Below are 21,967 nucleotides of genomic sequence, written 5' to 3'. Positions count from 1 at the left end.
ATCGGCGTGTTTGCTTGCGCCATCTGCACACTGCTGCTGATCGCAAAGCGGGCGCGGCCAGGGCATTCAATCACCATGGTCCTGCCAGGGGTTGGCCGCCGCACTGCAACCATCATCTCGTGCGCGTGCGTGCGGCATCGTGTAAGCAAGCCCACTGTGGCGTTGCATGCAATGCGTGCTTTGCGATCGCGTCGACACGCAGTGGCTTGCCTCGCCCATGCGCTCTACAGCTATTCCAAATGCGTGCGAAGGCATGCCGCCGCCGCGCAGGTACACTGCCCAGTGATCGTCACCATCACGAGTAACTGCATGAAATCTGTGTGGCTGTTGGGCTTGCTGCTGATCTGCGCATTCAATGCATCGGCCGAGCAATTCAAGATTCTGGTGGCGGCCATTCCCAACCAGTATCACCACGATTACATCCCCGTAGCCAAGCCGCAGTTCGAGGCGATGGCGCGAAAGCATTACGTCGAAATTGTGTGGGCATGGAATGCCAAGGCTTTCGACGGCGATCTGTCGCAATACGCGGCCATCGTGTTGCTCAATACCCCGGCTACCGATCTGGATCCGGCCCAGCGGGCCAACTTCCAAAACTACGTGCGCAACGGCGGTGGCGTGGTCGCGGTGCACAAGGCGTTTGCGATCAAGCGCGGCGACTGGGAGTGGTACGACCACATGATCGGCCGCTCGTTCCGCACTCATCCTTACCTGCAGACAGCGATGGTCGATGTGGTGGACGCCAATTTCCCCGCCACTGCGGGCCTGCCCAAGCGCTGGGTGTGGAGCGATGAGTGGTACGAATACGACCCGCCCTACAGCGACGATCTGGTCACGCTACTCACGGTGGATGAAACCAGCTACGACCCCACCCTGATCTGGCCGGGCCAGGTCGCCAAGGGCATGGGCAAACAGCACCCGGTGGCGTGGTATCACCACTTCGAAGGCGGCCGCGTCTTCGCAACGGCGCTAGGCCACCAGGCCGAGGCGTACAACGACCCGCGCTATCTGGAGCATGTGTACGGCGGGATTTATTGGGCGGCGACCGGCAAGGGCATCGCAGCGCCGGAATCTGCGACAAAGGCAAAACGCGCCCGCTGAGCCATGGTGCTTCTGTACACATGCAGGACGAGTTGAGCCGCGCCGCGTCAATGCAGAGCGCAAGGCTGGGTGCGCAGCACTCTGCCAACCGAAGTACGCCGCTTGATAAAGCCCCTCTCCCAAGGGAGAGGGAGAGGGTGAGGGTGAGGGTGAGGGTGAGGGTGAGGGTGAGGGGACAGGCGAAGCGAAGCCACGTGTGTGGCAGCGGCAATACGCTCCATCCGTCCCCTCACCCGCCCTGCGGGGCCCTTCTCCCGGCGGAAGAAGGGCCCTTGGCGCTGTCGCTGCGCGCAGCCGGTCACTGCCGAGCTCTAGAGCTTTCCATCAATTCACGATCAACCCAAACCCATCAACGTGCAGAGCGCTCCCCACGCGCCATGCTGGAAAACACGCCGTCGCGTCGCACCCACGCGTGGAACAGCGCTGTGCTCAGATGCCCCAGCACGGCGGCGAACAATAGATACGCCAACCAGCTATGCGCCGTGCGTAGCCACGCGTACAGCGCCGGGTCGTGCGGGGCGATCGCCGGCAGGTTTGCGCCGGGCCATAACACAATCGGGTAGCCGCCGGCCGACAACATCGCCCAGCCGATCAGCGGCATGCCCAGCATCAACGCATACAGCAGCCAGTGCGAGGCGATCGCGGCGGCCTTCTGCCAGGCAGGCAAATCCGCAGGCAATGCCGGCGGCCGATTGCGCAGGCGGTTGATCAGGCGCAGCACCGCCAGGATCAAGATCGCGATACCCAGCGGGCGGTGCAGATCGATCAACCATGGCCGCTGCGTCACCGAGGCCACCATGCCCACGCCGACGAACAGCATGGTCAGGATCATCGCGGCCATCAGCCAATGCAGCACGCGCGCGGGCAGGTTGAAGTGGGTACGGCGGCTCATTGATGTGCTCCCTGGCCGGTGGCAGCGCTGCCCGTGCCGTTGGCGATCTCATGCTCGCGCCGGTTGAACGATTGCGAATACACCGACGAGCGCGCCGCCAGGATCGGGTCATTGGAGGCGGCAAGGCCCTTGGGCAGAATCAACGGGTCATAGTTGAGATCGCGGCACGGGCCGTTGGCCTGCGGTTGCGCGCGGTCCAGCGACAGCGTACCGGCCACGATCTGTTTGCGATTGGCCGGCCAGGGTTGCGAGGGGTCATCCACCGGGTCGCCCGGCTCGGCCACGGTCAGCACCATGTCCCAACGTAGCGGCCCCTGCGCCAGGCGCGCGTCCAGGTCGGTGGCCAAAAAATCGCCATCGGCTTGTTTGCGCTGTTCGGCGCTCAACTCCTTGAACGGCGTATGCGGGCGCATCGACCAGCGGATGTAGCGCTCGCGTCCATCCGCTGCGATCGCACGGAACGCATTGACGCCGTTGTACTGCGTGTTGGCCCAGCTATCCGACCACGATGCGGTCTTGGCCCACTGCTGGAATTTGGCCGCCTCCGGGTACTGCTTGCCGAACGCTGCGAGTTTTTCCGGATCCGGTTTGCCGGTGGCAGGGTCCGGCTTGGAGGCCACATTCAAGGCCTGAAAGCCGGCCGGGGTCGCCACCACGAAGAACGGAAAGCTGTTCATCGCGGTACGCCATTCCTGCCCATCGTCGCTGCGCAACAGCAGCGCCATGCTGCGCACGCGCGCCGCGCCATCGGCACCGTGCGGGTCGCCGCCGCCGATCGACATGCGTCCCAATACCGGTGTGCTGGCCTGGCTGAAGATGCGCGCCGCCGACACCCAGGTCGCCTTGCCGCTGGACTGGAACTGCCCGCTCACGCACACGCCCTTGGTATGCGCACGGCGGAAGCCCGGATGCGGCGGCCCGCTGGATTCGATGGTGTCGGTCATGCGTGCGGCGGTGAGCCTCTCGCCGCCGATCCATCCGGCGGTCCAGGCAAACGCGAGCGCAACGCCGCCGGCAATCGCGGCAATCCCCAGCAATGGCAGCACGGGGCTGCGTGGGGTCGAGGGAGGTGGCAACGTCATGGCTGGCTCCGGTCTTGGGTGCAATGGGCAGTAGGCGGCGTGCTCACTGTCGCACGGCATGCCTTCAATGCCGCAGTCGAGCACGCCTGATGTCGCATCATCCGGAAGAGGCTGCCTTGGGCGCGTGATGGGCACACGGTGCTTGGAGGCCTAGCGCGATGCGCATATCCCACTGCAGGCATCAACGGAACTCAATAGATTTAGTGCTGATAGGCATTAGCCCAGAGGCCCGTGGCGTCTCAAGTAGACGCTAGGAGTTTCTTTGTTGCTGATTCGCCTTGTGCTGGAGAGCCAAGCTGTAGAGCAGTTCCGGGTTAATAGTTCTGACCAATTCGAAGGCGTCACGGATGATGCGGTCCATGCGCGGGCCACCTCCGCCAAGGATGGCCGTAGCTAGTGTCGGGTCGATCAATCCGAGAAGCTCCGGCACAGTGGTAGCGCAGCGCGCAAGCGCCTGCAGTGCATGCGCGGCGAAGGCTGTGTGGCTCAGTTTCGGCGATGCCACGTAGCTGACGAATTACATCTGCAGCTTGCTCAGTCGACACGTCGGCCATGACCAAGACCGGCCAGGAAGCAACGGTCTCGACGCGATTCGGTTCGTTTTGTTCGCATGCCGCATCGATAGCTGCATTGAGAAGGGCCGCGCGTTTAGTACCAGAGGAGAATCTGGCGGCACGCGACAGCGCCTGACACCGGTACCAGGGATGTTTGATTTTTGAGCGACCGCTGCGGCGGCAACCGGATCATTGGGGGCCATGGCGAAGGCGCGTGCGCGCCTACGTATATCAGCCGTTGTAGGCAACTCACTCAATGAGATCTAACGCCTTAATTAGCCAAGCGGTACTGGGACGAGAGAATTTCGCTAATCCGACCCTCGTTCATTGCGCATCTTCGCTGCGAAGCGGTGAAAACGACCAATCGAACATCGTCAGGAGTTCTTCGGCCAATGGGTCAAACTCAGGGCGATAGTGATGTTCGTGCGGTATTGGAACCACGGTCTTCCCACGGGTGAAACCCATCGCCTGCAAGGTTGTCGAAAACTGCACGAGCGGGCCGTAGGCAAATAACTGGTTGTGGCGGTCCCATACCACCGTCGCTTGGCTAGTAGGCGAATGCGCCCACAGGTCATAGCGCGCATCTGCGGAAAGAAATGCGCCAAACCGTGCGAGGAATGCTTTGACATCAGAACGCTGTAGTGCGGGAGTTTGGTAGCGGCCTGGTTGTGCCTCTCCACGCGATGTGTGAAGCACATACAGCAAGTAGTATGGCGGCTCCATGCACTCGGTCAGACGCTCGAAAATTGCAGGATCCCCGCCGGGAACGCCTGCCACGATGCGGTCTGTAGATTCGAAGACCGCCGGATGCGAGTGAGCGCGCCACTGCCCGTCTTCCAGATGTCCCAGTCGGTACATACGTGTTCATTGCCTTGGTTGAAGCGGCTCGCTTTGGTCTGACCATGATCAGATCGGGCCAGGCCTGGCCAGAGTTTGAACGCGACGTCCGAGTTGAGAAACAACCCGGACACCGCCAGTCAATCCTAGACCCACCGGTCGAGCGAAACGCCTGCTTGCAACGCTATCGCACTCAGCTGCCGTAGCGCTGCTGCAGCATCGCAAACGCCGAGCGCAGCGCCAGCGCCTCGCCGCCGGCAGGGCGGCCGGGGCGGTCGCTGTCGTTCCATGCGTAGACGTCCAGGTGCGCCCACTGTTGCCCCGGTGCCACGAAGCGCTCCAGATACAGCGCGGCGGTGACCGCACCGGCCATGCGCGAGCCGGCATTGGCCATGTCGGCCACGTGGCTGTTGAGATAGCGCAGGTACGGGCGCCACAACGGCATGCGCCAGACCGGGTCGCGGGTCTGCTCGCCGGCGCTGATCCAGGCTTGCGCCAGCGCATCGTCGTTGGCGAACAATGCCGGCAGGTCCGGGCCCAGCGCGATGCGCGCGGCGCCGGTGAGCGTGGCGAAATCCAGAATCAGGTCCGGGCGTTGTTCGGTGGCATAGCTGAGTGCATCGCACAGCACCAGGCGGCCTTCGGCATCGGTGTTGTCCACTTCCACCGTGACACCGGCGCGTGTGGTGATGACCTCGCCCGGGCGAAACGCATCCGGGCCCACCGCATTTTCCACCGCCGCAATGAGCAGCGTCAGGCGCACCGGCAACTGCTGCGCCATCACCAAACCGGCCAGTGCCAGCGCATGCGCTGCGCCGCCCATGTCCTTTTTCATGTTGCGCATGCCATCGGCAGGCTTGAGATCCAGCCCGCCGGTGTCGAAGCACACGCCCTTGCCGACCAGCACCAGATGCGGATGCGCGGCATCGCCCCATTGCAGCTGGATCAGCCGCGGCGCGCGATGCGAGGCGCGGCCGACCGCATGGATGGTGGGGAAGTTCTGCGCCAGCAACGCATCGCCCACGATTGCCTCGACCTGTGCGCCATGCATCTGCGCCACGGCTCGGGCAGCGTCTTCCAGTTGCTGCGGACCCATGTCCTCGGTCGGCGTATTGACCCAGTCGCGCACCTGCAGGCAGGCCGCGATCACTGCACGCGTGGCAGCCGAGGGCGTGGCCGCCAACTCGGCCGGTGCGCGCGGCACCTTGCGATACCGCGCGAAGCGATAGGCGCCCAGCCCCCAGCCCAGATGCAGCAATGCCAGCTCGGCATCGCTCAGGCTGTTGGCCAGCCTCCAGCGGCTGGCGGGCGGCAGCGCCATCGGTGCATGCGCGTAGGCATATGCATCGGCGCGGTCGCCGACACCGACAATCGCGCCTGCCAGGCCTTGCTCGCCGGGCAGCAACAATACGCTACCGGGTGAGGCATCGAACCGCTGCGCCTGCGCCCATGCCAACACCCGCGTGGGTTGCTCGGCGCACCAGCGCACAAAGCCCTCACGGTCGAGCACATACAGCGGCAGCGCGGCGGCGGCGGGATCGGTGAAACCGGTGAGGTGCGACATGGACATCCTTCAATGGCGGTGTGCGCCGTTGGGTTGAACTCAGGCGGGAATGCAGATGCCGTCGCGCGCGGCGCCCGGGTGCGGTTGCTGCGCGTCCAGCCAGTCGGCCAGCCCGGTCATGCTGTCGAACTCCAGGTCCGGCTGCTGGGTGGGGTGTGACCACACCGCGCCATCGCGATTGATCCAGCAAGCACGCAAGCCGGCATCCAGCGCGCCCAGCACGTCCATCCGGATATGGTCGCCCACATGCAGCACCTGTGCGGGCGGAACGTCCAGACGCGCGCACGCGGCCAGAAAAATGCTCGCATCCGGCTTGGCGCTGCCGTGTTCGCGCGAGCCCAACTGAAATGCGAAGTGGTGCATCAGGCCGATACGTTGCAGATCGGCATTGCCGTTGCTGAGCGCGGCCACCGGCACATGCGCGGCGATGCGCGCCAGTGCGTCCAGCGCATCCGGATAGCATTCCACCTGGTTGCGCGCGGCGTAGAACACCTCATAGGCCGGTTCTAGCAGCGCCAGATCGCCGCCGCTTTCGCGCAAGGCCATTTCCAGGGTCAACCGGCGCAGCGCGCTGAGGTCGTGATGCAGGTGCGGGTTGTCGGCAAAGCTGCGCTCACGCAGCTCGCGCATCGCCGTCACTGGAAACCGCTCGGCCGTGACCGGGCTGTGCTCGCGCATCCAGTCGTACAGCACCTGATCGATGCGCGCACCGATCGGTGCGAACGGCCACAACGTATCGTCGAGGTCGAGAGTGATGGCGCGGACAAGAAAGCTCATTGTCTGATTTTACGGCCGTTACGCGGGAATGGGGAATCGGAGTAGTGCATCGGTAGAGCAGCGCAGCTGCGGATAGCGTCACTGCTCTTGCGATTCCCGATTCCCAACTCCTGATTCCCGGCTACTCAAGCAGCCTGGCCCAGCGCTGCATGCCTTCCACCCGGCTCAGCACCATCTTGATGCACACCAACAGCGGCACCGCGAGTAACAAGCCGACCATGCCCCACAGCCAGCCGAACAGCATCAGCGCCAGGATCAGCATCAACGGTGAGATCGCCATGCGCCGGCCCAGCACGATCGGGGTGACCACCTGGCCTTCGATGGTGTGCAGCGCCAGATACAGGATCGCCGGCAGCATCGCCGATAACGGGGTGTGGAATTCCACAAACCCCATCAACAGCATCAGCATCACGCCGATCAGCGGACCCACATACGGCGCAAAATTCAACAGCGCCACCACCGTGCCCCATAGCAGCGCCTCGGGCAGCGGAATCTGCAGCACATACAAGATCCCGGCAAAAATCAGGCCCACCAGCGTGTTGATCACACTGATGGTGAGCACATACCGCGAGACCTCACGCTCGATGTCCAGCATGATCTCGGTGGTGAAGCGTTGTTGCTGCCGATTGGGCAGCAATGCAATTGCATGCCGTTGCAGGCTCTCGCCATAGACCATGAAGAAAAACGTCAGCAGCACCACCGCAAGCACGGAGGCGGCCAGCTTGGGTGTACGCACCAGTGCCTTGTACGGGTCGTCCATCTGCGTGCGCACGATCTGCACACCGCGTTGGCCTTCGCCACCTGCGGCGCGTGCAAAGTTTTCCGCCGCCTGATTGGCCTGCATCATCGGCTTGGTGAAGTCGCGCACGTCGCGTGCGATCTGGCGCATCTGGCGCGGCGCCTGTTGCACCCATTCGGCGGCAGGGCCGGCCAACTGCGCCGCCAAGGTGACGGTGCCGGCCAAGCCCAGGCATAGCACCAGCAAGGCGCCGAGAAAGCGCGGAATGTAGAGCTTGCGCAAGCCGCGCAGAATGGGGTTGCCGATCAGTGCGAAGAACGCGGCTAGCATCACCGGCAGGATGATCGTCTGTGCGGCCCATAACGTGTAACCCACGGCCAGGGTCGCCAAGACCACCAGTGACGCTGGTGCGCGCGGGCGCGGTGCCGGTGGCGGAAGCGGATCTACCGCGATGGCGGCATCCAAAGATTCAACGGGGAGAGACATGCGCGCCCTGACGGCAGACTGGCGTGCTGCCAGCGGTGGCCATTATCAGCACAATGCGTCAACGGCGTGCACAGGCGCCGTGCGCATCGCGTCAGCGCCTGAGCGAACTACTGGCGACCTCAACCGTCACTGACGACGCAATGAGGCCGCCAGCAGGATGCGATTTAGGCTGCGCGCTCGGTGGGGACCTGTACCACCGTGACCGGTGGATCAGACGCAACCTCTTGCGCATTATCCGCAGCGCGTTCGGCCTGCTCAGACGCTTCCTGCGCACGATGGGCCGTAAATAGCGCCGAGATCGTGCTGATCATCTGCAAGATCTTGGGAATGCCGCCCAGCTTGCAGGCAATGCTGCCCAGCGCGGCCTGAGGTTCATTACGGCCGGTCACAAAGCCCAGCCCGAAGCCGACCATCACAATGCGCACCGGCGACCAGCCTGCACGCCAGGTCTGACGTAACTCTCCCCAGTGCGTACGCGTTTCCAGCGCCCGTCCTTCTACCAACAATTCAGCGCGTTCCACGCGCTGACGCAAGGTGCCGAATTTCATGGATGCCCTTCACTGGCAGATGCGGAAGCAGTGTCGTCCTCATTGGAATCGTCGAAGATGCCCAACTTGACCAACTGGCGCCGCGTTGCATTCATGCCGGTGTGATCGAAGTAGAAGAACACCCGCCACGCCGCAATGCCGGTAACCAGCAGACTGGCCAACGCAGTAAAAAACATCGCCTGAAACCACGACAGCCCGGCGCGTTGCAGTAAGGCAATGATGGCGCCTGCCAGCAACAGCCAAGAGGACGCGCCGAAGACGATCGCTACGCACGCCCATGCCAGGCCACGCCCGAATGCACTGCGTGCCAGCCGTAGGTCGGCCGACACCAGGCGCCGCAATGCGCGACTAGCGTCCTTCGCCGATCCCAGCGTTGCGCGGCCGGCAGCGCCGACCGCACGTACGCTTTCGTCCAGTCCCGGGGATTCCGGACGCGCCTCTGGCGCGCCGGAACCGGCAGCTGTAGAAGCCTGATCGCTCACGACTTAGTTATCGTTGCCACGTGCCAGCTTGGCGATGACCCAGCCAGCGGCAAATGCGACACCGAAGGCGGCCAGCGGACGCTCGCGGATCAGGTCGGTAGCGCTGTCGAGCAGATCGTTGCCCTTGGCAACCAGCACATCCATCTGTTCTTTGGCAGCGGCGCCGCCGAACTCTGCTGCGGCCATGCCGGCCAGCGCGGTGTCGGACAGTTCGGCCTTGACGTTGGCACGGCCAAGCTTGAGCTCGTCGCCGGCCGCGCTGGTGGCGCCCTTGACGGCTTCACCGGCTGCGCTGGCAGCCGACTTCAGGTGGGTGCCGGCTTCGCTCAGGTTTTCCTTCAGCTGATCGGTATTGGTGGGGCTCATGCGATATCTCCTTCGTTCATTGATGGCAGCCGCCACTCACGTGCGGTCGAGCAGTAGCAATAGCATCGGGGGGGTGTAGGAGGCGTTAGTGGAAACAGCGGGCGGTACACGACGCGTCAACGCATCAACGCGTCGTACTGCGCATTGCCGCGCAGGATACGCACGACCAGTTGCTGCGGTTTGCGCTGGAAATTGGCACGCCAACTTGCCAAGTCCGCAAACTCGCCCACGCTGCTGGCCACGATCACATCGCCGGAGACCAGGCCATTGGCCGCCGCACGTCCGCCACGTTTGACCTCGCTGACCATGACGCCGGTGATGCCGGACTGACGCAGCGACTCGGGCAGGTCCACAAATGTGGCGCCGCCCAATCGCGGGTCGAGCATGTCGCCGGTGACCGCGCGGTCCTGTTCCTTCAACGTGGCCTTGAGCTTGAGCGGCTTGCCATCGCGACGGATGTCCAGCGTCACCGCGCTGCCAACCGCCTGCAGGCCTTCGTAGTTGTGCAGCGCTTCGGCGCTGTCCACGCGTTGATCGTTGGCGGCCACCACCACATCGCCCGGCTGCACGCCGGCCGCGGCTGCCGCAGAGCCGGGCAATACGCGCGTCACCAACGCACCGCGCAGCGAGTCCACACCCAGGCCCTGCAGCATCTGCTGGGTGAGGTTCTGGGTTTCCAGCCCCAGCGTGCCGCGCACCACCACGCCCTTAGTCACTAGCTGCTCGACCACGTTGCGCGCCAGGTTGGAGGGAATCGCCAACCCCAGGCCGATATTGCCGGCCATGCTGCCCTGCGGATTGAAGCTGGCGGTGTTGATGCCGACCAGCTGGCCCTGCAGGTTGACCAGCGCACCGCCGGAATTGCCGGGGTTGATCGAGGCATCGGTCTGGATGAAGTTTTGATAACCCAAGCCCCGAATGCCGCTACGCCCCACCGCCGACACGATGCCGGAGGTCACCGTCTGGGTGAAGCCGAACGGGTTGCCGATCGCCACCACAAAGTCGCCTACGCGCAGTGCGTTGCTGTCGGCCAGCTTGATGTCGGTGAGCTTGTCTGCCTTGATGCGGATCAGCGCGATGTCGGTGTCGGCATCGGAACCGATGAAGTCGGCCTTGACCGTGCGGCCGTCGCCGAGCGTCACCTGCACATCGTCGGCATTTTCGATGACGTGATGGTTGGTCAGCACATAGCCTTTTTGCGCGTCGATGATCACGCCCGAGCCCAGCGACTCGTTGATGCGGTCCTGCGGAATCTCCGGGAACAGCCGGCGCAGGATCGGGTCGTTGAAGAACGGGTTGCGCACCCGCACCACCTGCTTGGTGTTGACGCTCACCACTGCCGGCATCGCCTGCTGCAGCATCGGCGCCAGCGAGGGCACCGGCTGCCCGGCAACCGCGGCCGGCAATGCGGCAGCTGCCGGCAGGGTGAAGTTGGTCGCGGCGGCCGGCGTGGCCTCGGCGCGGTTATCCAGCCAAGCGTTGATGCCGGTGGCGGCAAAGCCACCGAAGGCGGCGGCCAGGGAGAGCGTCAGCAAGGTGGGAAGCGGTCGCATGGAACGGATTCCGGGTTACGCGGTGGAAAGGGAATAGGGGATCTGACTGCGTAAATCAAGCTGAACGAGAGTGCCAGCCAGCAATTTAACTGCCGGTGAAAGAGCCGCGCATGCCTTGCCGCCATTGCGTTGACAGCCCGTCGAGCCCGGCGTAGCGTCCGCTTGATCCGATGCCTGTTCAGCATTTGCATGCCGTCGCGCATCGCCCGCGGTTACCGCATTGATGCCCTAAGGAGGGTGTATGAGCAACGGCAATGGTGTGACAGCAACCCTGTCCGACGCCGTCGAAAGCGTAAAGAGCACTGCAACCGAGCTGACCGACAGCATCGCCAGCACCACCAGCGAGGCGTTGACCAACGTACAGGAAGCTACTGGCGTGGCAGTAGCAGAGATCAAGACGCGCGTTACCAAGGCCCGCAAGGCGGTGGTCAAGGCGGAGAAAAATGTGGTGAGCAAAGCGGGCGAAGCAGCCACCGCAGTCAAGCGTAGCGTAGCCAAGACCAAGCGCTCATTGGCCGCTACCAAGGATGCTGCCAAAGACAAGCTCACCGCCACCAAGGATGCTGCCAAGCAGTCGCTGCTTTCCAGCAAAAATGCGGCCAAGCACAAGCTGACAGCGACCAAGGACGCAGCCAAGCAGAAGTTGAGCAACACCAGCGCCGCGGCCAGGAAAAAGATCGCCGATACCAAAGCCAACACCAAGCAGAAGCTGGAAACCGCCAAGGCCAACGCCAAGGCCGAAGCCGCCGCATTGAGCGCCAAGACCGCCGCCAAGAGCGCGGCACGCAAGACCGCGGTGGCAACGGTGAGTGCGCGCACGGCCGCGAAAAAAGCCGCAGCCAAATCGGCGTCGCTCAAGAAGTCGGTCGCAAAAAGCATCGCCAAGAAGTCGCCGGTCGCCAGGCAGACCGCAACCAAGCAGGCCGCAGTGAAGAAGGCTCCGCTGAAGAAGGCCGTGACCAAGACGGCTTTGAAGAAAGCGGCCAAGGTCACCAAGACGCCGGCAACGCGCGCCGTGGCCAAGACGACCGCCGCCCGCAAGGCGGTAGGCAAGAAGGCCGTCAAGCGCGTCACGCGCTGACGGTCGAGGGCAACATTGGGAGGGGGCGTGGCACTCGTGCTGTAGGCACCGATGAGCGCGGCAAGTTGAGACGTGTGGGCCTGTTGAGATGTACGTAGAAGGTGATGCGTACTCAAATCGCAAATGTACTTGCAAGCGGAACTTGCCTAGACGTTGAGACGTAGCTGGACCTTGAAGCGGATCGAGAAGGGCCGGCGCTGTCGTAAAGCGTCGGCCTTTTTCATGCGCGTAGCAGATGCGTTCGCGGTAGTAAGGCAGGGGGAAGCTCAATCCCCCTGCTGCGGGAGAGCGATTGGGTGAGGGGACGGGGCCGACTCCTCAAGATGTCTCGACGGCAGCACGTGTAACTCCCGATGAATTCCGAAGACATGTCGTGTCGCCCGAACTGCACGATGCTGCGTACCCTCATCCTGCACGAGTCTGCGCACGTGCCCTTCGCGCCCTGCAGGGCACCTCTCCCGTTGGGAGAGTGATGTGCGCAAGCCCCCTCTGACCTACTCGATCCCTTCGACCAGCTGCTCTGCGCCCTTGCGGATTCCCGCTTTCGCCGCGTCATATGCGCCCAGGCTGGCCTTGATGTTCATTGCGCTGGGGTATTGCTTCTCGACATATGCGGCGAGTAAGCGATCGCTTTGCGCATCGAAGATTTCCACCGCATAGCTGACCGAGCCGGAAAATGCGCCCTCTTTGCCGCGCGCGGCCTGTACGGCATTGTACGAACCGCCGCCCAGATCCACCTTCATGATGGTGCCCAACACGCGCTTGCCCGGCTTGGCGCCGGTCAGGGTGACGCGAACGCGCAAGGTGTCGCGATCGGCCGATGTCGTCGGGCGCCAGCGCCGCGCAATGGCGTTGCCGAAGTCCTGCTGCATGACCTCGGCCAGCATGCGCTTGTCCTGCTCCGGCACGTTTTCGAACTGCGCATCCGGCCCGCGATAAATGGCGACCGGCTCGATGATGGCTGCGCGGTAGTGCGTCCAGTCCACGTCGCTGTGATACGTGTACGGCATGCGGTCGCCGCGGCTGCCGTCATGCGGGCGCAGGTAATTGGACGATGGCAACTGGCGATACGGCATGGGGCCGGTGCTGGCGCAGCCAGTCAGGAGGATGCCGACAACAGCGAGCGTGCAACAACGCGCGATGAAACAGACGGGCATGACAGGGTCCTGTAAGAGACGAAACGTTTGGGGAAAGCGGGGCCGGCATCAATACTCAGTGCAGCAGAAGACGGACCAGCGCCAGCGCAAACAGCGCGCCCGCAGCGGTGAACAGCACGCTGCGCGTGGCCCAACGTTGCAGGCGATGTGTCTGGCGCGCGCTGCGGATATCCGGCAATGCGCACCAGATGTCGCGGTTACGGATACCAGTGCGGCCGCAGCGAAATTCCGCTGCCGGTACCCATGGAGTGCCAGGCGCGACCTCGCTGTCGTTGGCGGCGGCCTGCATGGCCCAGTGCGGCAGCACGGTTGGAGCGTGTGGGGTGGAGCGGGTCGAGATAATCATCACCATGCATCCTGGATGCGTGCGGTGAGTGCACTCTAGGCAGGCAGGTTTAGAAAGTTATTGGAAGCAAACAGCACGCCGCCCTGATTGCATCTGACCTCAAGCGCGGCCCACAAAACCCATGTGCGCCCACCGGACGGACGCTCTTGTCTCACAGCGGCAGCATCGTTGGCGCTGGGTCCGACAGTGCTGCCTGGCTGGTTCGACCCGATTACCTCGCGCGCGAATCGGCGAGTGACGAGCTCGATCGCGGTTTCGACGCGCCCTCTACAGCCGCGCGGCGGCCGTTCGCTAGGTTTCCTCAGCTGCCCTCGGCAGTTGGCGCGCTGTTGCCGGCAAACACCACGCGTACGCACAGGCCGCGTCCTTCGCTGCCATCGCTGGTTTCGATCGTCGCGCCATGCAGGCGCGCAATGCCGGCGACCAACGACAGCCCGATGCCGCTGCCCTGCACTTGGCCGCCGGGAACACGATAAAAGCGCTCAAAAATGGACGCGTGCGCAGCTTCGGGCACACCGGGGCCGTCATCGCTCACCTGGACGAAGGGGTGCAGCACATCGGCACGCAGGCAGTAGCCGCAACTTACTTCCACCGTGCCGCGGATGCGCCCGTAGCGGATGGCGTTGTCGACCAGATTGCGGATCAGGATGCCCACCGCATCCACATCGCAGCGCAACAGGCACGGCGATGCTTCTACCTGCAGATTGATCTGACGCGCATCCGCCTGCACGCTGAACTCGTCCAGTACATGCGAGATCAATTTGCCCATCTCGACCTGATGATAGGCGGCAGTACTGATGCCGGCGTCCAGTCGCGCCAGATCCAGCAGTTGCTCGGCTAGGCGGTTGCTGCGGCGTGCGGTCTCCAGCAACTGATGCAGCGCCGCGTCCTTGGCCTCCAGCGTGGGCGCGCGCAGGGCGACCTCTGCATACGCATGCAATGCCGACAAGGGTGTGCGCAGTTCGTGTGCGGCATCGGCAACGAAATCGCGCTCGACCTGCACGGCTTTTTCGACGCGCGCCAGCAAGGTGTTGAACGAGGCGATCAGCGGACGGATTTCATCCGGCACCCGCTCTAACGGCACCGGTTCGGTATCCAGGCCGGTGCGCTGCGCAATGGCGAGCGAGACCGCACGCAATGGCCTGAGCGAGGTGCGTACCGCCCACCACACCAGCATGCCCAGGACCGCCAGCTGCAAGGTGTTCAGGACAACGGCGGTCAGCGTCTGGTTGAGGCTCATGCGCGAGGACGTTGTGCCCGTCGTCGCGGTGGCGCCATTCGGGGCGCCGATGGCATCGTTGGCCGTGTCGAAGCGCCGTTCCAGCGCATCGGGCAATGCGCTGACCAGGCGGTCGCCAAGCAGGTTGAGGTCCTGCTCAACCACGCTGTGGTGGCCCTGGGTGACCAGCGCGATCAGGATCCACAGCGACGTCGACCAGCTCAGCACAACGATGGCCGCCAACGCCGCCAGCATGCGCGCCTGCAAGGAGGTCATTCCGGTGCCTTGCCGATCATGTAGCCCTGGCCGTAGACGGTGGAAATCAGCTCGTCGCCCAGCTTGCGCCGCAACTGATGCACATACACCGCAATCATGTTGCTGCCGCCTTCGGACGGGCCGCCATACACGCTTTCCTCCAGCTGATCCTTGGTGACCACGCGCCCGGCACGCTCCATCAATGCCAGCAGCAATCGATATTCGTGCGCGCTCAATGCCACCCAGGTGCCGGCGCGGGTGACCTTGCGGCTGCTCGGGTCCACGCAGACATCGCCCTGGCTGAGCACCGGCACCACGCGGCCCTGGCTGCGCCGGGTGATCGCGCGTAGCCGCGCCATCAGTTCATCGAACTGGAAGGGCTTGACCAGGTAATCGTCGGCGCCGGCATCCAGCCCGCGAATGCGGTCGGTGAGCTGGCCGCGCGCGGTCAGCGCGATCACCGGGGTGGCGTCATAGTGACTGCGCAGGAAGCGGATCACCGTCAGCCCGGATTCGCCGGGCAGGCCGATATCCAGCAACACCGCGGTGTAGCGGTGATCCACCAGTGCGGTCTTGGCCGCGTTGGCGCTGCCGACATGGTCGATGGTCCAGCTCTGCTGGCGTACGCCGTCGCAGATGGCATTGGCCAGCATGGTGTCGTCTTCGACAAGGAGCAGGTGCATAAGGGGTCCGCCGGGCATCGGGCAATCCGAGATCCGCAGCACTGTCGAAGATGCGCGTTAGGGAAATATTAGTGCATGCCTCGTCCGCCGCGGTTGCGTCCCCGATGGGCGGCCCCTGCGCTCGGCCCGCCTGGCCCGCCTGGCCACTTAGCGCTGCAGGATCGCGCGTAATGCCGGCTCCAGCTGCGGGTACTGGAAGCGGAACCCGGCATCGAGCGCGCGTTGCGGCAACACGCGCTGACTGATCAGCAGCAGGTCGGCCATTTCACCGAAGCCCAGCCGCAGCAGCCCAGCCGGCAGCGCCAGCAGCGCCGGGCGGTGCAGCACCTTGGCCAGCGTGCGTGCGAACTCGGCATTGTTGACCGGGTTGGGCGCAGTGGCGTTGTAGGCGCCGGGCTGGCCGTGCTGCAGCAGCCAGATCAGCAACGCCACCATGTCGGCGCGATGGATCCAGCTCATCCAGTGCCGGCCGTTGCCGAACGGCCCGCCACCGCCCAGCTGAAACGCCGGCAGCATGCGCGCCAGCGCGCCGCCATCGCGGTCCAGCACGATGCCGGTGCGCACCCAGCTCACGCGAGGGCCAAGTGTACCGATGCGGGCGGCTTCGGCTTCCCAGTCGCAGCACAGCACGGCCGAAAAGTCATCGCCCGCAGCATCTGCTTCGGTCAGGGCGGTGTCGCCGCGCTCGCCGTAATAGCCCACCGCCGAGCCGGAGATCAGCACCGACGGGCGCTGCTCGGCTGGCTGTTGCGCAATCCAGTCATGCAGTTGGCGGGTGATGCCCAGTCGCGAATCGCGAAAGCGTTGTTTGCGGGCATCGGTCCAGCGGCCGGCGGCCAACGGTTCGCCGGCCAGATTGATGACGGCATCGGCCTGCACCCCGGCCAGCGTGTCGACAGCGTTCACGCCGGGCAGGGTACGGCTGGCGCGGCGGGTGTCGCGCGTCAGCACGCTGACCTGATGGCCGGCATGCAGCAGCGCCGGGCACAAGGCCTGGCCGATGAAGCCGGTGCCGCCGGTGATGAGCAAACGCATGGGGGGGCTCCTGGGCCAAGTCGATGCGGCACCATAGGCCAGGGCAGACCGAAGCGGAGTGAAGCTGGTGCGTGGCCGGTAAATGCGCTGTCGCTGTCGGCAGTGTCCTCATGCAGCCGGATCAGGAAGCGGGCGGCCGACCTGTCGCCTGCAGTCCCGCCTGTGGATGGGAGCACAAAAATGTAGCAGCGATGCAGCGCACTCGATGCGCTGCATCGCGCCAAACGCAAACGCGCCGGACAGGCCGGCGCGTTTGCGTGATGCAGGGTGATGCGTTTACTTCGACGACGACACTGCGTGGGCGCGTTCGAAGTGCGCCGATACCACGCGGCGGGTCTCTTCCAGATGCTGCTTGACCGGCGCGCTCTCCGCGGCGGGCAGCAGTTCGGCGTCGATGATCTTGATGGTGTCGCCGTGGTCCATGACCATGTTGCGCATGAAGGCATTGCGGTACGCATCCTTGCCGTCAGGCAGGGTGAGCGTCTTGGACAATGCTTCCACCGCAGCCTTGCCCTTGGCGCGCATCGCATCCGCCCGCGGGCTGTCTTTCGCGCCCAGCGCCTTGGTCTTCTCGAGATTGGCCTCGTGGTCATGCAACATCTGCTGCGCGAACTCGCTAGTCGCGCCACCCAGGTCCTGTTCGATGGCCTGCTTGGCCAGCGCGATCTCGTTCTCGTCGATCGCCGCCAGTACGCCCAGCGCGCCGCCATCTCCCTTCGCCAGTTCTGTGGCGCCGCTTCCGCTCACAGGTGCGGCGGTCGGCTCGGGCGATACGGCAGGTGCAGTGCGCGAAGCGTCGCCACCGGGGCGGTCGCAGGCGGTAAGGGTCAACATGGCAAGCAACGATGCAGCAACAAAAGTGGATTTCATGAATGTCTCGGGGTGGGTCGGCACTGCCGATGGTGAAATGCAAAGGAGCCGCTGCGCGGCTCCGTTGATGCGTTGATCAGGCCCACTGCGGCTGGGCGACCGATGTGATGCCCAAGGGTCTGATCGGAGTGCGGATCGCGTCCTGCGCGGTGCGGCACTGGCGTGCCATACGCGCTGTGCGATCGCGAATCATGGCGTGTTCGCTGGCGGGGGCACTGCCCAGCAGGCTGGCCACATGGAAGCCAAGGATTTCCTCCGCGCGGTCGCCCTGGTCGCTGATGATGTGCGGTACCAACCGCTCCAATCGTTCCAGCTCCTGCTGCACTTGATACGGGGTTTTCATGACGATCTCCAATGAATAACGGGTCTTGCGTACGACGGAGGTGCTCAACTGTTGCGCGCACCCAGGCGCTGCCAGCAGTCGGTCGCCAGCTGTTCGTAGTTGGACTGCGTGCTGGACGAAATGAAGTGATGCTCAAGGCGGTCGCGAAACAGGCGCAGACGTTCCTGATCGCTCGAACGCGGCGCCTGCAGATAGATATCGCAGGCCATTTTCACCACCGGGGACAATTCGCTGAACTTGCCTGCGCCCAGATTTCCTTGGGCGTGGCGCGCCTGCCAATGCGCGATTTCGGCTTGTACATCGATGACGGATGGGTCTCTGCTCATGACTTGGGGCGTTCCGGGGTTAAACAAACTTGACGTGCAGGGTAACTGCGGGTATGTCAACGAATGATCATCGAACGCGACCATTGCGCGCGTCTGCAGCATGCAACGCTTAATTAGTCAGCTTGCTCTGTGTCTCTACACGCCTTGCATGCACTTACGTCGGTGTTAGCTGTGCCGCCACGCAACGTCATGTGCCGGCAATCGCATGCGGTGGATGGGCTGCCGCACACCAGTGCGCTGTGTCAGTCGCCACCGTGCTGACGACCTGACTAGAAAAAACGGCGTGCAACGCCGCATTTTACGGAAGATTCTGAACCGCTCCACACCTGTGTAACGTCTGATCGTTACTGTATGCGATGACGTAATGGAGAGAGCAGACAGGATGCAAGAGAGTGAAAGCAGTCGTCGCAAGCCGCACCATGCCAGCGGCACACCGGAAGCACGCGTGTGGTGGCATGCCTTGCTGGAGCTGCGTGGTGGGCGGATGGCCATCAGTTTGATCGTCGTGGTGCTGATCGTAATCGGCCTCTATCTAGCCTTGAAATGAGCGCAGACGCGTACCCGTAACATGGTATTGCGTCCCTCGGTTGTCGCGAGGCAGGCGCGTGGATGCGGCCTCGCCGCAAGGGGATGTGATGGCGGATCCGCCATATGGACTGGTGCGTGGACACACCACACGCGCCGTGCCTGCGCAGGGTCATGAGCGTGCCACGCATGCGTGGGTGTGTAGCGAGATTGCACGGCTGCTTGGTGCGCGCGATGGCGGGCTAGGGGATAGCGCGATACCCGACGAAGACGCCGAGTACCGCACCTTGCATGTCCCCGACGACACCTTGACCATCGAACAAGCGCAGGCATTAGGAATCGACGATGCGCGCGGCTTGCTTGGCGGCATTGTGCCGCATGCGTTTGTCGCGACCAAGGTCATCGGTCACCCGTTGATTGGCGAGACGGCCGCGCACATCGATGGCTGGAATCAGGCACTGGCCACCGCGCTGGTGCCAGCGACCTTGCCAGGCTACACCGTGTTTTCGCGGGAAGATGCCCTGCACGCTTTGGATCTGTTGTTGGCCGAAGGTGGCGTGCGTTTGAAGCTACCCACCGGCGTCGGTGGCAACGGACAATGGCGTATTACCGGCGCTGCCGCGCTGTTGCAGGCGTTGGACACGTTGCCGGAGGAGTACTTGCGCACCCACGGCGCTGTGCTGGAGCGCAATATCCTGCAGCCGGTAACGCATAGCGTGGGGGAGCTAAGTGTGGCCGGTATCCAGATCGCGTATTACGGCACGCAATGCAGCGTGCGCAATGTGCAGGGCGATGAGGTCTACGGAGGATCATCGCTGCATGTGCATCGCGGCTCCCTGGAAGCGCTGCTGGCCACGACGTTGCCGCCTTTGCAGCGGCGCGTTGTGGAACAGGCATGCCGCTACGATCGCTGCATCGTCGCTGCCACGGCCGGCTTGCATATTTCGAGGCGCAATTACGATGTGGTCAGCGGCGAAGACGCGCATGCCGGGTCTGTCTGCGGTGTGCTGGAGCAATCCTGGCGGATTGGCGGCGCGACACCGGCCGAGCTCGCGGCGATCGCTTGTTTTCAGCAGCACGCCGGCCGGCACTGGGTGCGCGCCTCCACACACGAAATCTATGCAGGCGAACCACCGGCCGATGCACAGGTGTATTACCGTGCAACCCAGCCTGGCGCCGGTCCGCGCTACAAATACCGAAGGGTCTCAACCGACTGATGGAAGCCAAACTTTCCAGCATCGACATTCCGGTCGATCACGACGCGCTCAGCGGCACCTTGCTCACGCCCACCGGCATTCCGGCGGTGCTGTTCGTCCACGGCTGGGGCGGCAGCCAGCATCACAGCCTGGTGCGAGCGCGCGAGGCGGTGGGCTTGGGCTGCATCTGTATGACCTTCGATCTGCGCGGCCACGAAGGCCATGCTTCGATGCGGCAGACCGTCACCCGCGCGCAGAACCTGCAAGACATCATCGCCGCCTACGATCAGCTGGCGGCGCTTCCGTATGTAGATCAACAGTCGATCGCCGTGGTCGGCTTGAGTTATGGCGGCTACCTGTCGGCGCTGCTGACGCGCGAGCGCCCGGTGGAATGGCTGGCGTTGCGTTCCCCCGCGCTGTACAAGGACGCGCATTGGGACCAACCCAAGGTCAGCCTCAATGCCGATCCGGACCTGAGCGCGTACCGCCAACTTACACTGACGCCCGATGACAACATCGCACTGGCGGCCTGCGCTGCATACACCGGCGATGTATTGCTGGTCGAAGCCGAAAACGATGTCATCGTGCCGCATCCGGTGCTGCGCAACTATGCCGATGCTTTCGTCAATGCGCGCTCGCTGACCTCGCGCGTGATTGCAGGTGCGGACCATGCATTGAGCGTCAAGGAGCATCAGCAGGAGTACACCCGCGCGCTGATCGACTGGTTGACCGAAATGGTGGTGGGCCGCCGGATTGCCCTGGCCAAGGAAGTGGTGGCCGCACGCAAGCAGATGCTCAAACAGCAGGGCGATGCGGCACCGGTGGGGCAGGACGCGCTGGCGTTTCGCGGCGATATCCGCGCAGTGGAAAACACTTCGGGTTGAACTTGCATGGCGTTTGCGTCGGTGTGCAGTCGGACGTGGCACAGCACGTGATGCGACGATCCTGGCCATGCGGGACTGGCAACACGCAGTGATATGCAAGGCAGTACGAAAGCCGTAGGTCATCGGCTCACGGCAGCCCACACGCGCAGACGGGTCCTTGCGGACCCGTCTGTTTCGTGCTGATCACCTGCGTCTACCGCGCTCAACGCACCGTGGTTAGACGCGCCCCGGACTACACGCGCGGGTCAGTGGGGTTGCGACGTGCCGCATCGCCATGATGATCCGAATCGAATGCCTCACGCACCGCGTACTTGGCCTTTTCCCAGGTCAAACGTGAGTCCGCCTTGAAGCGGTCCCAGCCATCGCCCAGGTCGCGTTCCAGATGGTCGTCCCACTGGCGGCCGGCATGCTGCTGGCGCGCCTGCATGCCATAGCGGTAAGCGGGGCGATAGTCATCGTAGGAGTATTCGTTGTCACGGTAGCTGGCGCTGTCGAAACGGCCGGCATAGTGGGTGTCGCCATCGCGGTACACGGTGTGGGTGCGATCGGCGCGCTCCCACGCATCGCGTGCGGCCAGGCGTGCTTCATCCCATTCCAGGCGCGATTCGCCACGATTACGTGGCCACTCGCCGGCGAGCGTCGCTTCGGTCTCTTCCCAGGTGCTGGCCGGGCGCGTTTCGCGCGCTTGCAGGCCAAAGCCGTAGACAGTGGCGTAATCGCGGTCGTAGTCGGTGCCTTCCTTGTAGTACGGACGGTTCTGATGCTCCTGGCGCCAGTATTCGGTTTCCACCGTCGGGTCGAGTCGCTCGGCCACACCCTTGCCTGCAGCTGCGCCTGCCACAACGCCGGCAGCCGCACCGATCAAGGTGCCAAGCGGCCCAAATACGGTCCCTGCCAGGGCGCCTGCCGCCGCACCGCCAGCAATGCCGCCCACGCCCACACCAACCGGATGCGAGCCCGGCGCACCGGAGATCGGGTCGCGGTTCAAGTCCTGTGCCTCTGCTTTGCGTTCCTGCTTGTCGAGATTGCTCATGCCGCCTCCGGTTCACTTGTTGGATGCAGCCTGCGA

The 21,967-nt window shown here is 63.9% G+C and carries 24 protein-coding genes; 5 read left to right on the top strand and 19 right to left on the bottom strand.

The window, feature by feature from the left end:
• The first annotated feature begins 309 nt into the window (after positions 1 to 309).
• A complete protein-coding gene (locus BJD12_RS10675) occupies positions 310 to 1,098 on the top strand; it encodes a ThuA domain-containing protein (protein WP_005989302.1) in 789 nt (262 codons plus the stop codon).
• 349 nt (positions 1,099 to 1,447) lie between these two features.
• Here BJD12_RS10675 and BJD12_RS10670 read toward each other — a convergent pair whose 3' ends face one another.
• The 10 genes from BJD12_RS10670 to BJD12_RS10625 form a co-directional block, all read right to left on the bottom strand.
• Positions 1,448 to 1,990: a cytochrome b gene (locus BJD12_RS10670; RefSeq protein ID WP_005989300.1), complete on the bottom strand. Its 543-nt coding sequence runs from the start codon at positions 1,988 to 1,990 to the stop codon at positions 1,448 to 1,450.
• Complete coding sequence (locus BJD12_RS10665; RefSeq protein WP_042827688.1) at positions 1,987 to 3,072, bottom strand: catalase family peroxidase; 1,086 nt, start codon at positions 3,070 to 3,072, stop codon at positions 1,987 to 1,989. Before BJD12_RS10665 ends, BJD12_RS10670 begins: the two co-directional genes overlap by 4 nt.
• 878 nt (positions 3,073 to 3,950) lie before the next feature.
• Positions 3,951 to 4,484 (bottom strand): hypothetical protein, encoded by a 534-nt coding sequence (locus tag BJD12_RS10660; RefSeq protein WP_201765698.1) that lies wholly within the window; start codon positions 4,482 to 4,484, stop codon positions 3,951 to 3,953.
• Between the two features lie 172 nt (positions 4,485 to 4,656).
• The gene (locus BJD12_RS10655; RefSeq protein ID WP_005989294.1) at positions 4,657 to 6,027 is read right to left on the bottom strand and encodes a leucyl aminopeptidase family protein; all 1,371 of its coding nucleotides are present in this window, start codon (positions 6,025 to 6,027) and stop codon (positions 4,657 to 4,659) included.
• Positions 6,028 to 6,066: 39 nt separating this feature from the next.
• Positions 6,067 to 6,804: an HAD family hydrolase gene (locus BJD12_RS10650; protein WP_005989292.1), complete on the bottom strand. Its 738-nt coding sequence runs from the start codon at positions 6,802 to 6,804 to the stop codon at positions 6,067 to 6,069.
• A gap of 121 nt (positions 6,805 to 6,925) precedes the next feature.
• On the bottom strand, positions 6,926 to 8,029 hold the full coding sequence (locus BJD12_RS10645; RefSeq protein ID WP_039424630.1) for an AI-2E family transporter: 1,104 nt from the start codon (positions 8,027 to 8,029) through the stop codon (positions 6,926 to 6,928).
• Between the two features lie 164 nt (positions 8,030 to 8,193).
• A complete protein-coding gene (locus tag BJD12_RS10640) occupies positions 8,194 to 8,577 on the bottom strand; it encodes a hypothetical protein (RefSeq protein WP_005989288.1) in 384 nt (127 codons plus the stop codon).
• Positions 8,574 to 9,059 carry a phage holin family protein gene (locus BJD12_RS10635; protein ID WP_042827685.1) on the bottom strand — a complete coding sequence of 162 codons (486 nt, stop codon included), beginning with the start codon at positions 9,057 to 9,059 and terminating at the stop codon, positions 8,574 to 8,576. Before BJD12_RS10635 ends, BJD12_RS10640 begins: the two co-directional genes overlap by 4 nt.
• A gap of 3 nt (positions 9,060 to 9,062) precedes the next feature.
• A complete protein-coding gene (locus BJD12_RS10630; protein WP_005989285.1) occupies positions 9,063 to 9,425 on the bottom strand; it encodes a hypothetical protein in 363 nt (120 codons plus the stop codon).
• Positions 9,426 to 9,541: 116 nt separating this feature from the next.
• On the bottom strand, positions 9,542 to 10,978 hold the full coding sequence (locus BJD12_RS10625) for a Do family serine endopeptidase (protein ID WP_042827684.1): 1,437 nt from the start codon (positions 10,976 to 10,978) through the stop codon (positions 9,542 to 9,544).
• Between the two features lie 241 nt (positions 10,979 to 11,219).
• Here BJD12_RS10625 and BJD12_RS10620 point away from each other — a divergent pair, with 241 nt between their 5' ends.
• The gene (locus BJD12_RS10620; RefSeq protein WP_005989281.1) at positions 11,220 to 12,059 is read left to right on the top strand and encodes a hypothetical protein; all 840 of its coding nucleotides are present in this window, start codon (positions 11,220 to 11,222) and stop codon (positions 12,057 to 12,059) included.
• Between the two features lie 494 nt (positions 12,060 to 12,553).
• On the opposite strand, the gene BJD12_RS10615 is transcribed toward BJD12_RS10620, so the two are convergent.
• The 8 genes from BJD12_RS10615 to BJD12_RS10580 form a co-directional block, all read right to left on the bottom strand.
• Positions 12,554 to 13,216 (bottom strand): DUF3313 domain-containing protein, encoded by a 663-nt coding sequence (locus BJD12_RS10615; RefSeq protein WP_042827683.1) that lies wholly within the window; start codon positions 13,214 to 13,216, stop codon positions 12,554 to 12,556.
• A gap of 55 nt (positions 13,217 to 13,271) precedes the next feature.
• On the bottom strand, positions 13,272 to 13,562 hold the full coding sequence (locus BJD12_RS10610; RefSeq protein WP_042827703.1) for a hypothetical protein: 291 nt from the start codon (positions 13,560 to 13,562) through the stop codon (positions 13,272 to 13,274).
• Positions 13,563 to 13,863: 301 nt separating this feature from the next.
• Entirely contained in the window at positions 13,864 to 15,057 is a 1,194-nt protein-coding gene (locus BJD12_RS10605; RefSeq protein WP_005989276.1) for an ATP-binding protein, read from the bottom strand.
• On the bottom strand, positions 15,054 to 15,719 hold the full coding sequence (locus BJD12_RS10600) for a response regulator transcription factor (protein ID WP_005989274.1): 666 nt from the start codon (positions 15,717 to 15,719) through the stop codon (positions 15,054 to 15,056). Before BJD12_RS10600 ends, BJD12_RS10605 begins: the two co-directional genes overlap by 4 nt.
• Before the next feature lie 147 nt (positions 15,720 to 15,866).
• A complete protein-coding gene (locus BJD12_RS10595) occupies positions 15,867 to 16,754 on the bottom strand; it encodes a TIGR01777 family oxidoreductase (protein WP_005989272.1) in 888 nt (295 codons plus the stop codon).
• Positions 16,755 to 17,030: 276 nt separating this feature from the next.
• On the bottom strand, positions 17,031 to 17,624 hold the full coding sequence (locus BJD12_RS10590) for a DUF4142 domain-containing protein (protein WP_039424612.1): 594 nt from the start codon (positions 17,622 to 17,624) through the stop codon (positions 17,031 to 17,033).
• 76 nt (positions 17,625 to 17,700) lie between these two features.
• Positions 17,701 to 17,967 carry a hypothetical protein gene (locus tag BJD12_RS10585; protein WP_039424609.1) on the bottom strand — a complete coding sequence of 89 codons (267 nt, stop codon included), beginning with the start codon at positions 17,965 to 17,967 and terminating at the stop codon, positions 17,701 to 17,703.
• 44 nt (positions 17,968 to 18,011) lie between these two features.
• Positions 18,012 to 18,293 (bottom strand): hypothetical protein, encoded by a 282-nt coding sequence (locus BJD12_RS10580; protein ID WP_003486531.1) that lies wholly within the window; start codon positions 18,291 to 18,293, stop codon positions 18,012 to 18,014.
• A gap of 364 nt (positions 18,294 to 18,657) precedes the next feature.
• Between BJD12_RS10580 and BJD12_RS24235 the strand changes: the two genes are divergently transcribed.
• From BJD12_RS24235 to BJD12_RS10570, 3 genes are all read left to right on the top strand, one after another.
• Entirely contained in the window at positions 18,658 to 18,840 is a 183-nt protein-coding gene (locus BJD12_RS24235) for a hypothetical protein (RefSeq protein ID WP_126936656.1), read from the top strand.
• 88 nt (positions 18,841 to 18,928) lie between these two features.
• Complete coding sequence (locus BJD12_RS10575) at positions 18,929 to 20,035, top strand: DUF3182 family protein (protein WP_042827701.1); 1,107 nt, start codon at positions 18,929 to 18,931, stop codon at positions 20,033 to 20,035.
• Positions 20,035 to 20,898, top strand: a complete 864-nt coding sequence (locus BJD12_RS10570) for an alpha/beta hydrolase family protein (RefSeq protein WP_005989265.1) — start codon at positions 20,035 to 20,037, stop codon at positions 20,896 to 20,898. Before BJD12_RS10575 ends, BJD12_RS10570 begins: the two co-directional genes overlap by 1 nt.
• Before the next feature lie 232 nt (positions 20,899 to 21,130).
• Here BJD12_RS10570 and BJD12_RS10565 read toward each other — a convergent pair whose 3' ends face one another.
• Positions 21,131 to 21,931 (bottom strand): hypothetical protein, encoded by an 801-nt coding sequence (locus BJD12_RS10565; RefSeq protein WP_005989264.1) that lies wholly within the window; start codon positions 21,929 to 21,931, stop codon positions 21,131 to 21,133.
• Positions 21,932 to 21,967: the final 36 nt, after the last annotated feature.

Origin of the sequence: Xanthomonas vesicatoria ATCC 35937 (assembly GCF_001908725.1) — a bacterium.
GTDB classification, from domain to species: domain Bacteria; phylum Pseudomonadota; class Gammaproteobacteria; order Xanthomonadales; family Xanthomonadaceae; genus Xanthomonas; species Xanthomonas vesicatoria.
Note: the sequence above shows the minus strand (reverse complement) of the source record. Positions and strands in the feature narration are given on the sequence as shown.

Bases quoted from the DNA above. Each gene is read 5' to 3' on its own strand.
- BJD12_RS10675 (WP_005989302.1), top strand. From the start codon at position 310: ATGAAATCTGTGTGGCTGTTGGGCTTGCTGCTGATCTGCGCATTCAAT.
- BJD12_RS10670 (WP_005989300.1), bottom strand. From the start codon at position 1,990: ATGAGCCGCCGTACCCACTTCAACCTGCCCGCGCGCGTGCTGCATTGG.
- BJD12_RS10665 (WP_042827688.1), bottom strand. From the start codon at position 3,072: ATGACGTTGCCACCTCCCTCGACCCCACGCAGCCCCGTGCTGCCATTG.
- BJD12_RS10660 (WP_201765698.1), bottom strand. From the start codon at position 4,484: ATGTACCGACTGGGACATCTGGAAGACGGGCAGTGGCGCGCTCACTCG.
- BJD12_RS10655 (WP_005989294.1), bottom strand. From the start codon at position 6,027: ATGTCGCACCTCACCGGTTTCACCGATCCCGCCGCCGCCGCGCTGCCG.
- BJD12_RS10650 (WP_005989292.1), bottom strand. From the start codon at position 6,804: ATGAGCTTTCTTGTCCGCGCCATCACTCTCGACCTCGACGATACGTTG.
- BJD12_RS10645 (WP_039424630.1), bottom strand. From the start codon at position 8,029: ATGTCTCTCCCCGTTGAATCTTTGGATGCCGCCATCGCGGTAGATCCG.
- BJD12_RS10640 (WP_005989288.1), bottom strand. From the start codon at position 8,577: ATGAAATTCGGCACCTTGCGTCAGCGCGTGGAACGCGCTGAATTGTTG.
- BJD12_RS10630 (WP_005989285.1), bottom strand. From the start codon at position 9,425: ATGAGCCCCACCAATACCGATCAGCTGAAGGAAAACCTGAGCGAAGCC.
- BJD12_RS10625 (WP_042827684.1), bottom strand. From the start codon at position 10,978: ATGCGACCGCTTCCCACCTTGCTGACGCTCTCCCTGGCCGCCGCCTTC.
- BJD12_RS10620 (WP_005989281.1), top strand. From the start codon at position 11,220: ATGAGCAACGGCAATGGTGTGACAGCAACCCTGTCCGACGCCGTCGAA.
- BJD12_RS10615 (WP_042827683.1), bottom strand. From the start codon at position 13,216: ATGCCCGTCTGTTTCATCGCGCGTTGTTGCACGCTCGCTGTTGTCGGC.
- BJD12_RS10610 (WP_042827703.1), bottom strand. From the start codon at position 13,562: ATGATTATCTCGACCCGCTCCACCCCACACGCTCCAACCGTGCTGCCG.
- BJD12_RS10605 (WP_005989276.1), bottom strand. From the start codon at position 15,057: ATGACCTCCTTGCAGGCGCGCATGCTGGCGGCGTTGGCGGCCATCGTT.
- BJD12_RS10600 (WP_005989274.1), bottom strand. From the start codon at position 15,719: ATGCACCTGCTCCTTGTCGAAGACGACACCATGCTGGCCAATGCCATC.
- BJD12_RS10595 (WP_005989272.1), bottom strand. From the start codon at position 16,754: ATGCGTTTGCTCATCACCGGCGGCACCGGCTTCATCGGCCAGGCCTTG.
- BJD12_RS10590 (WP_039424612.1), bottom strand. From the start codon at position 17,624: ATGAAATCCACTTTTGTTGCTGCATCGTTGCTTGCCATGTTGACCCTT.
- BJD12_RS10585 (WP_039424609.1), bottom strand. From the start codon at position 17,967: ATGAAAACCCCGTATCAAGTGCAGCAGGAGCTGGAACGATTGGAGCGG.
- BJD12_RS10580 (WP_003486531.1), bottom strand. From the start codon at position 18,293: ATGAGCAGAGACCCATCCGTCATCGATGTACAAGCCGAAATCGCGCAT.
- BJD12_RS24235 (WP_126936656.1), top strand. From the start codon at position 18,658: ATGGAGAGAGCAGACAGGATGCAAGAGAGTGAAAGCAGTCGTCGCAAG.
- BJD12_RS10575 (WP_042827701.1), top strand. From the start codon at position 18,929: ATGGCGGATCCGCCATATGGACTGGTGCGTGGACACACCACACGCGCC.
- BJD12_RS10570 (WP_005989265.1), top strand. From the start codon at position 20,035: ATGGAAGCCAAACTTTCCAGCATCGACATTCCGGTCGATCACGACGCG.
- BJD12_RS10565 (WP_005989264.1), bottom strand. From the start codon at position 21,931: ATGAGCAATCTCGACAAGCAGGAACGCAAAGCAGAGGCACAGGACTTG.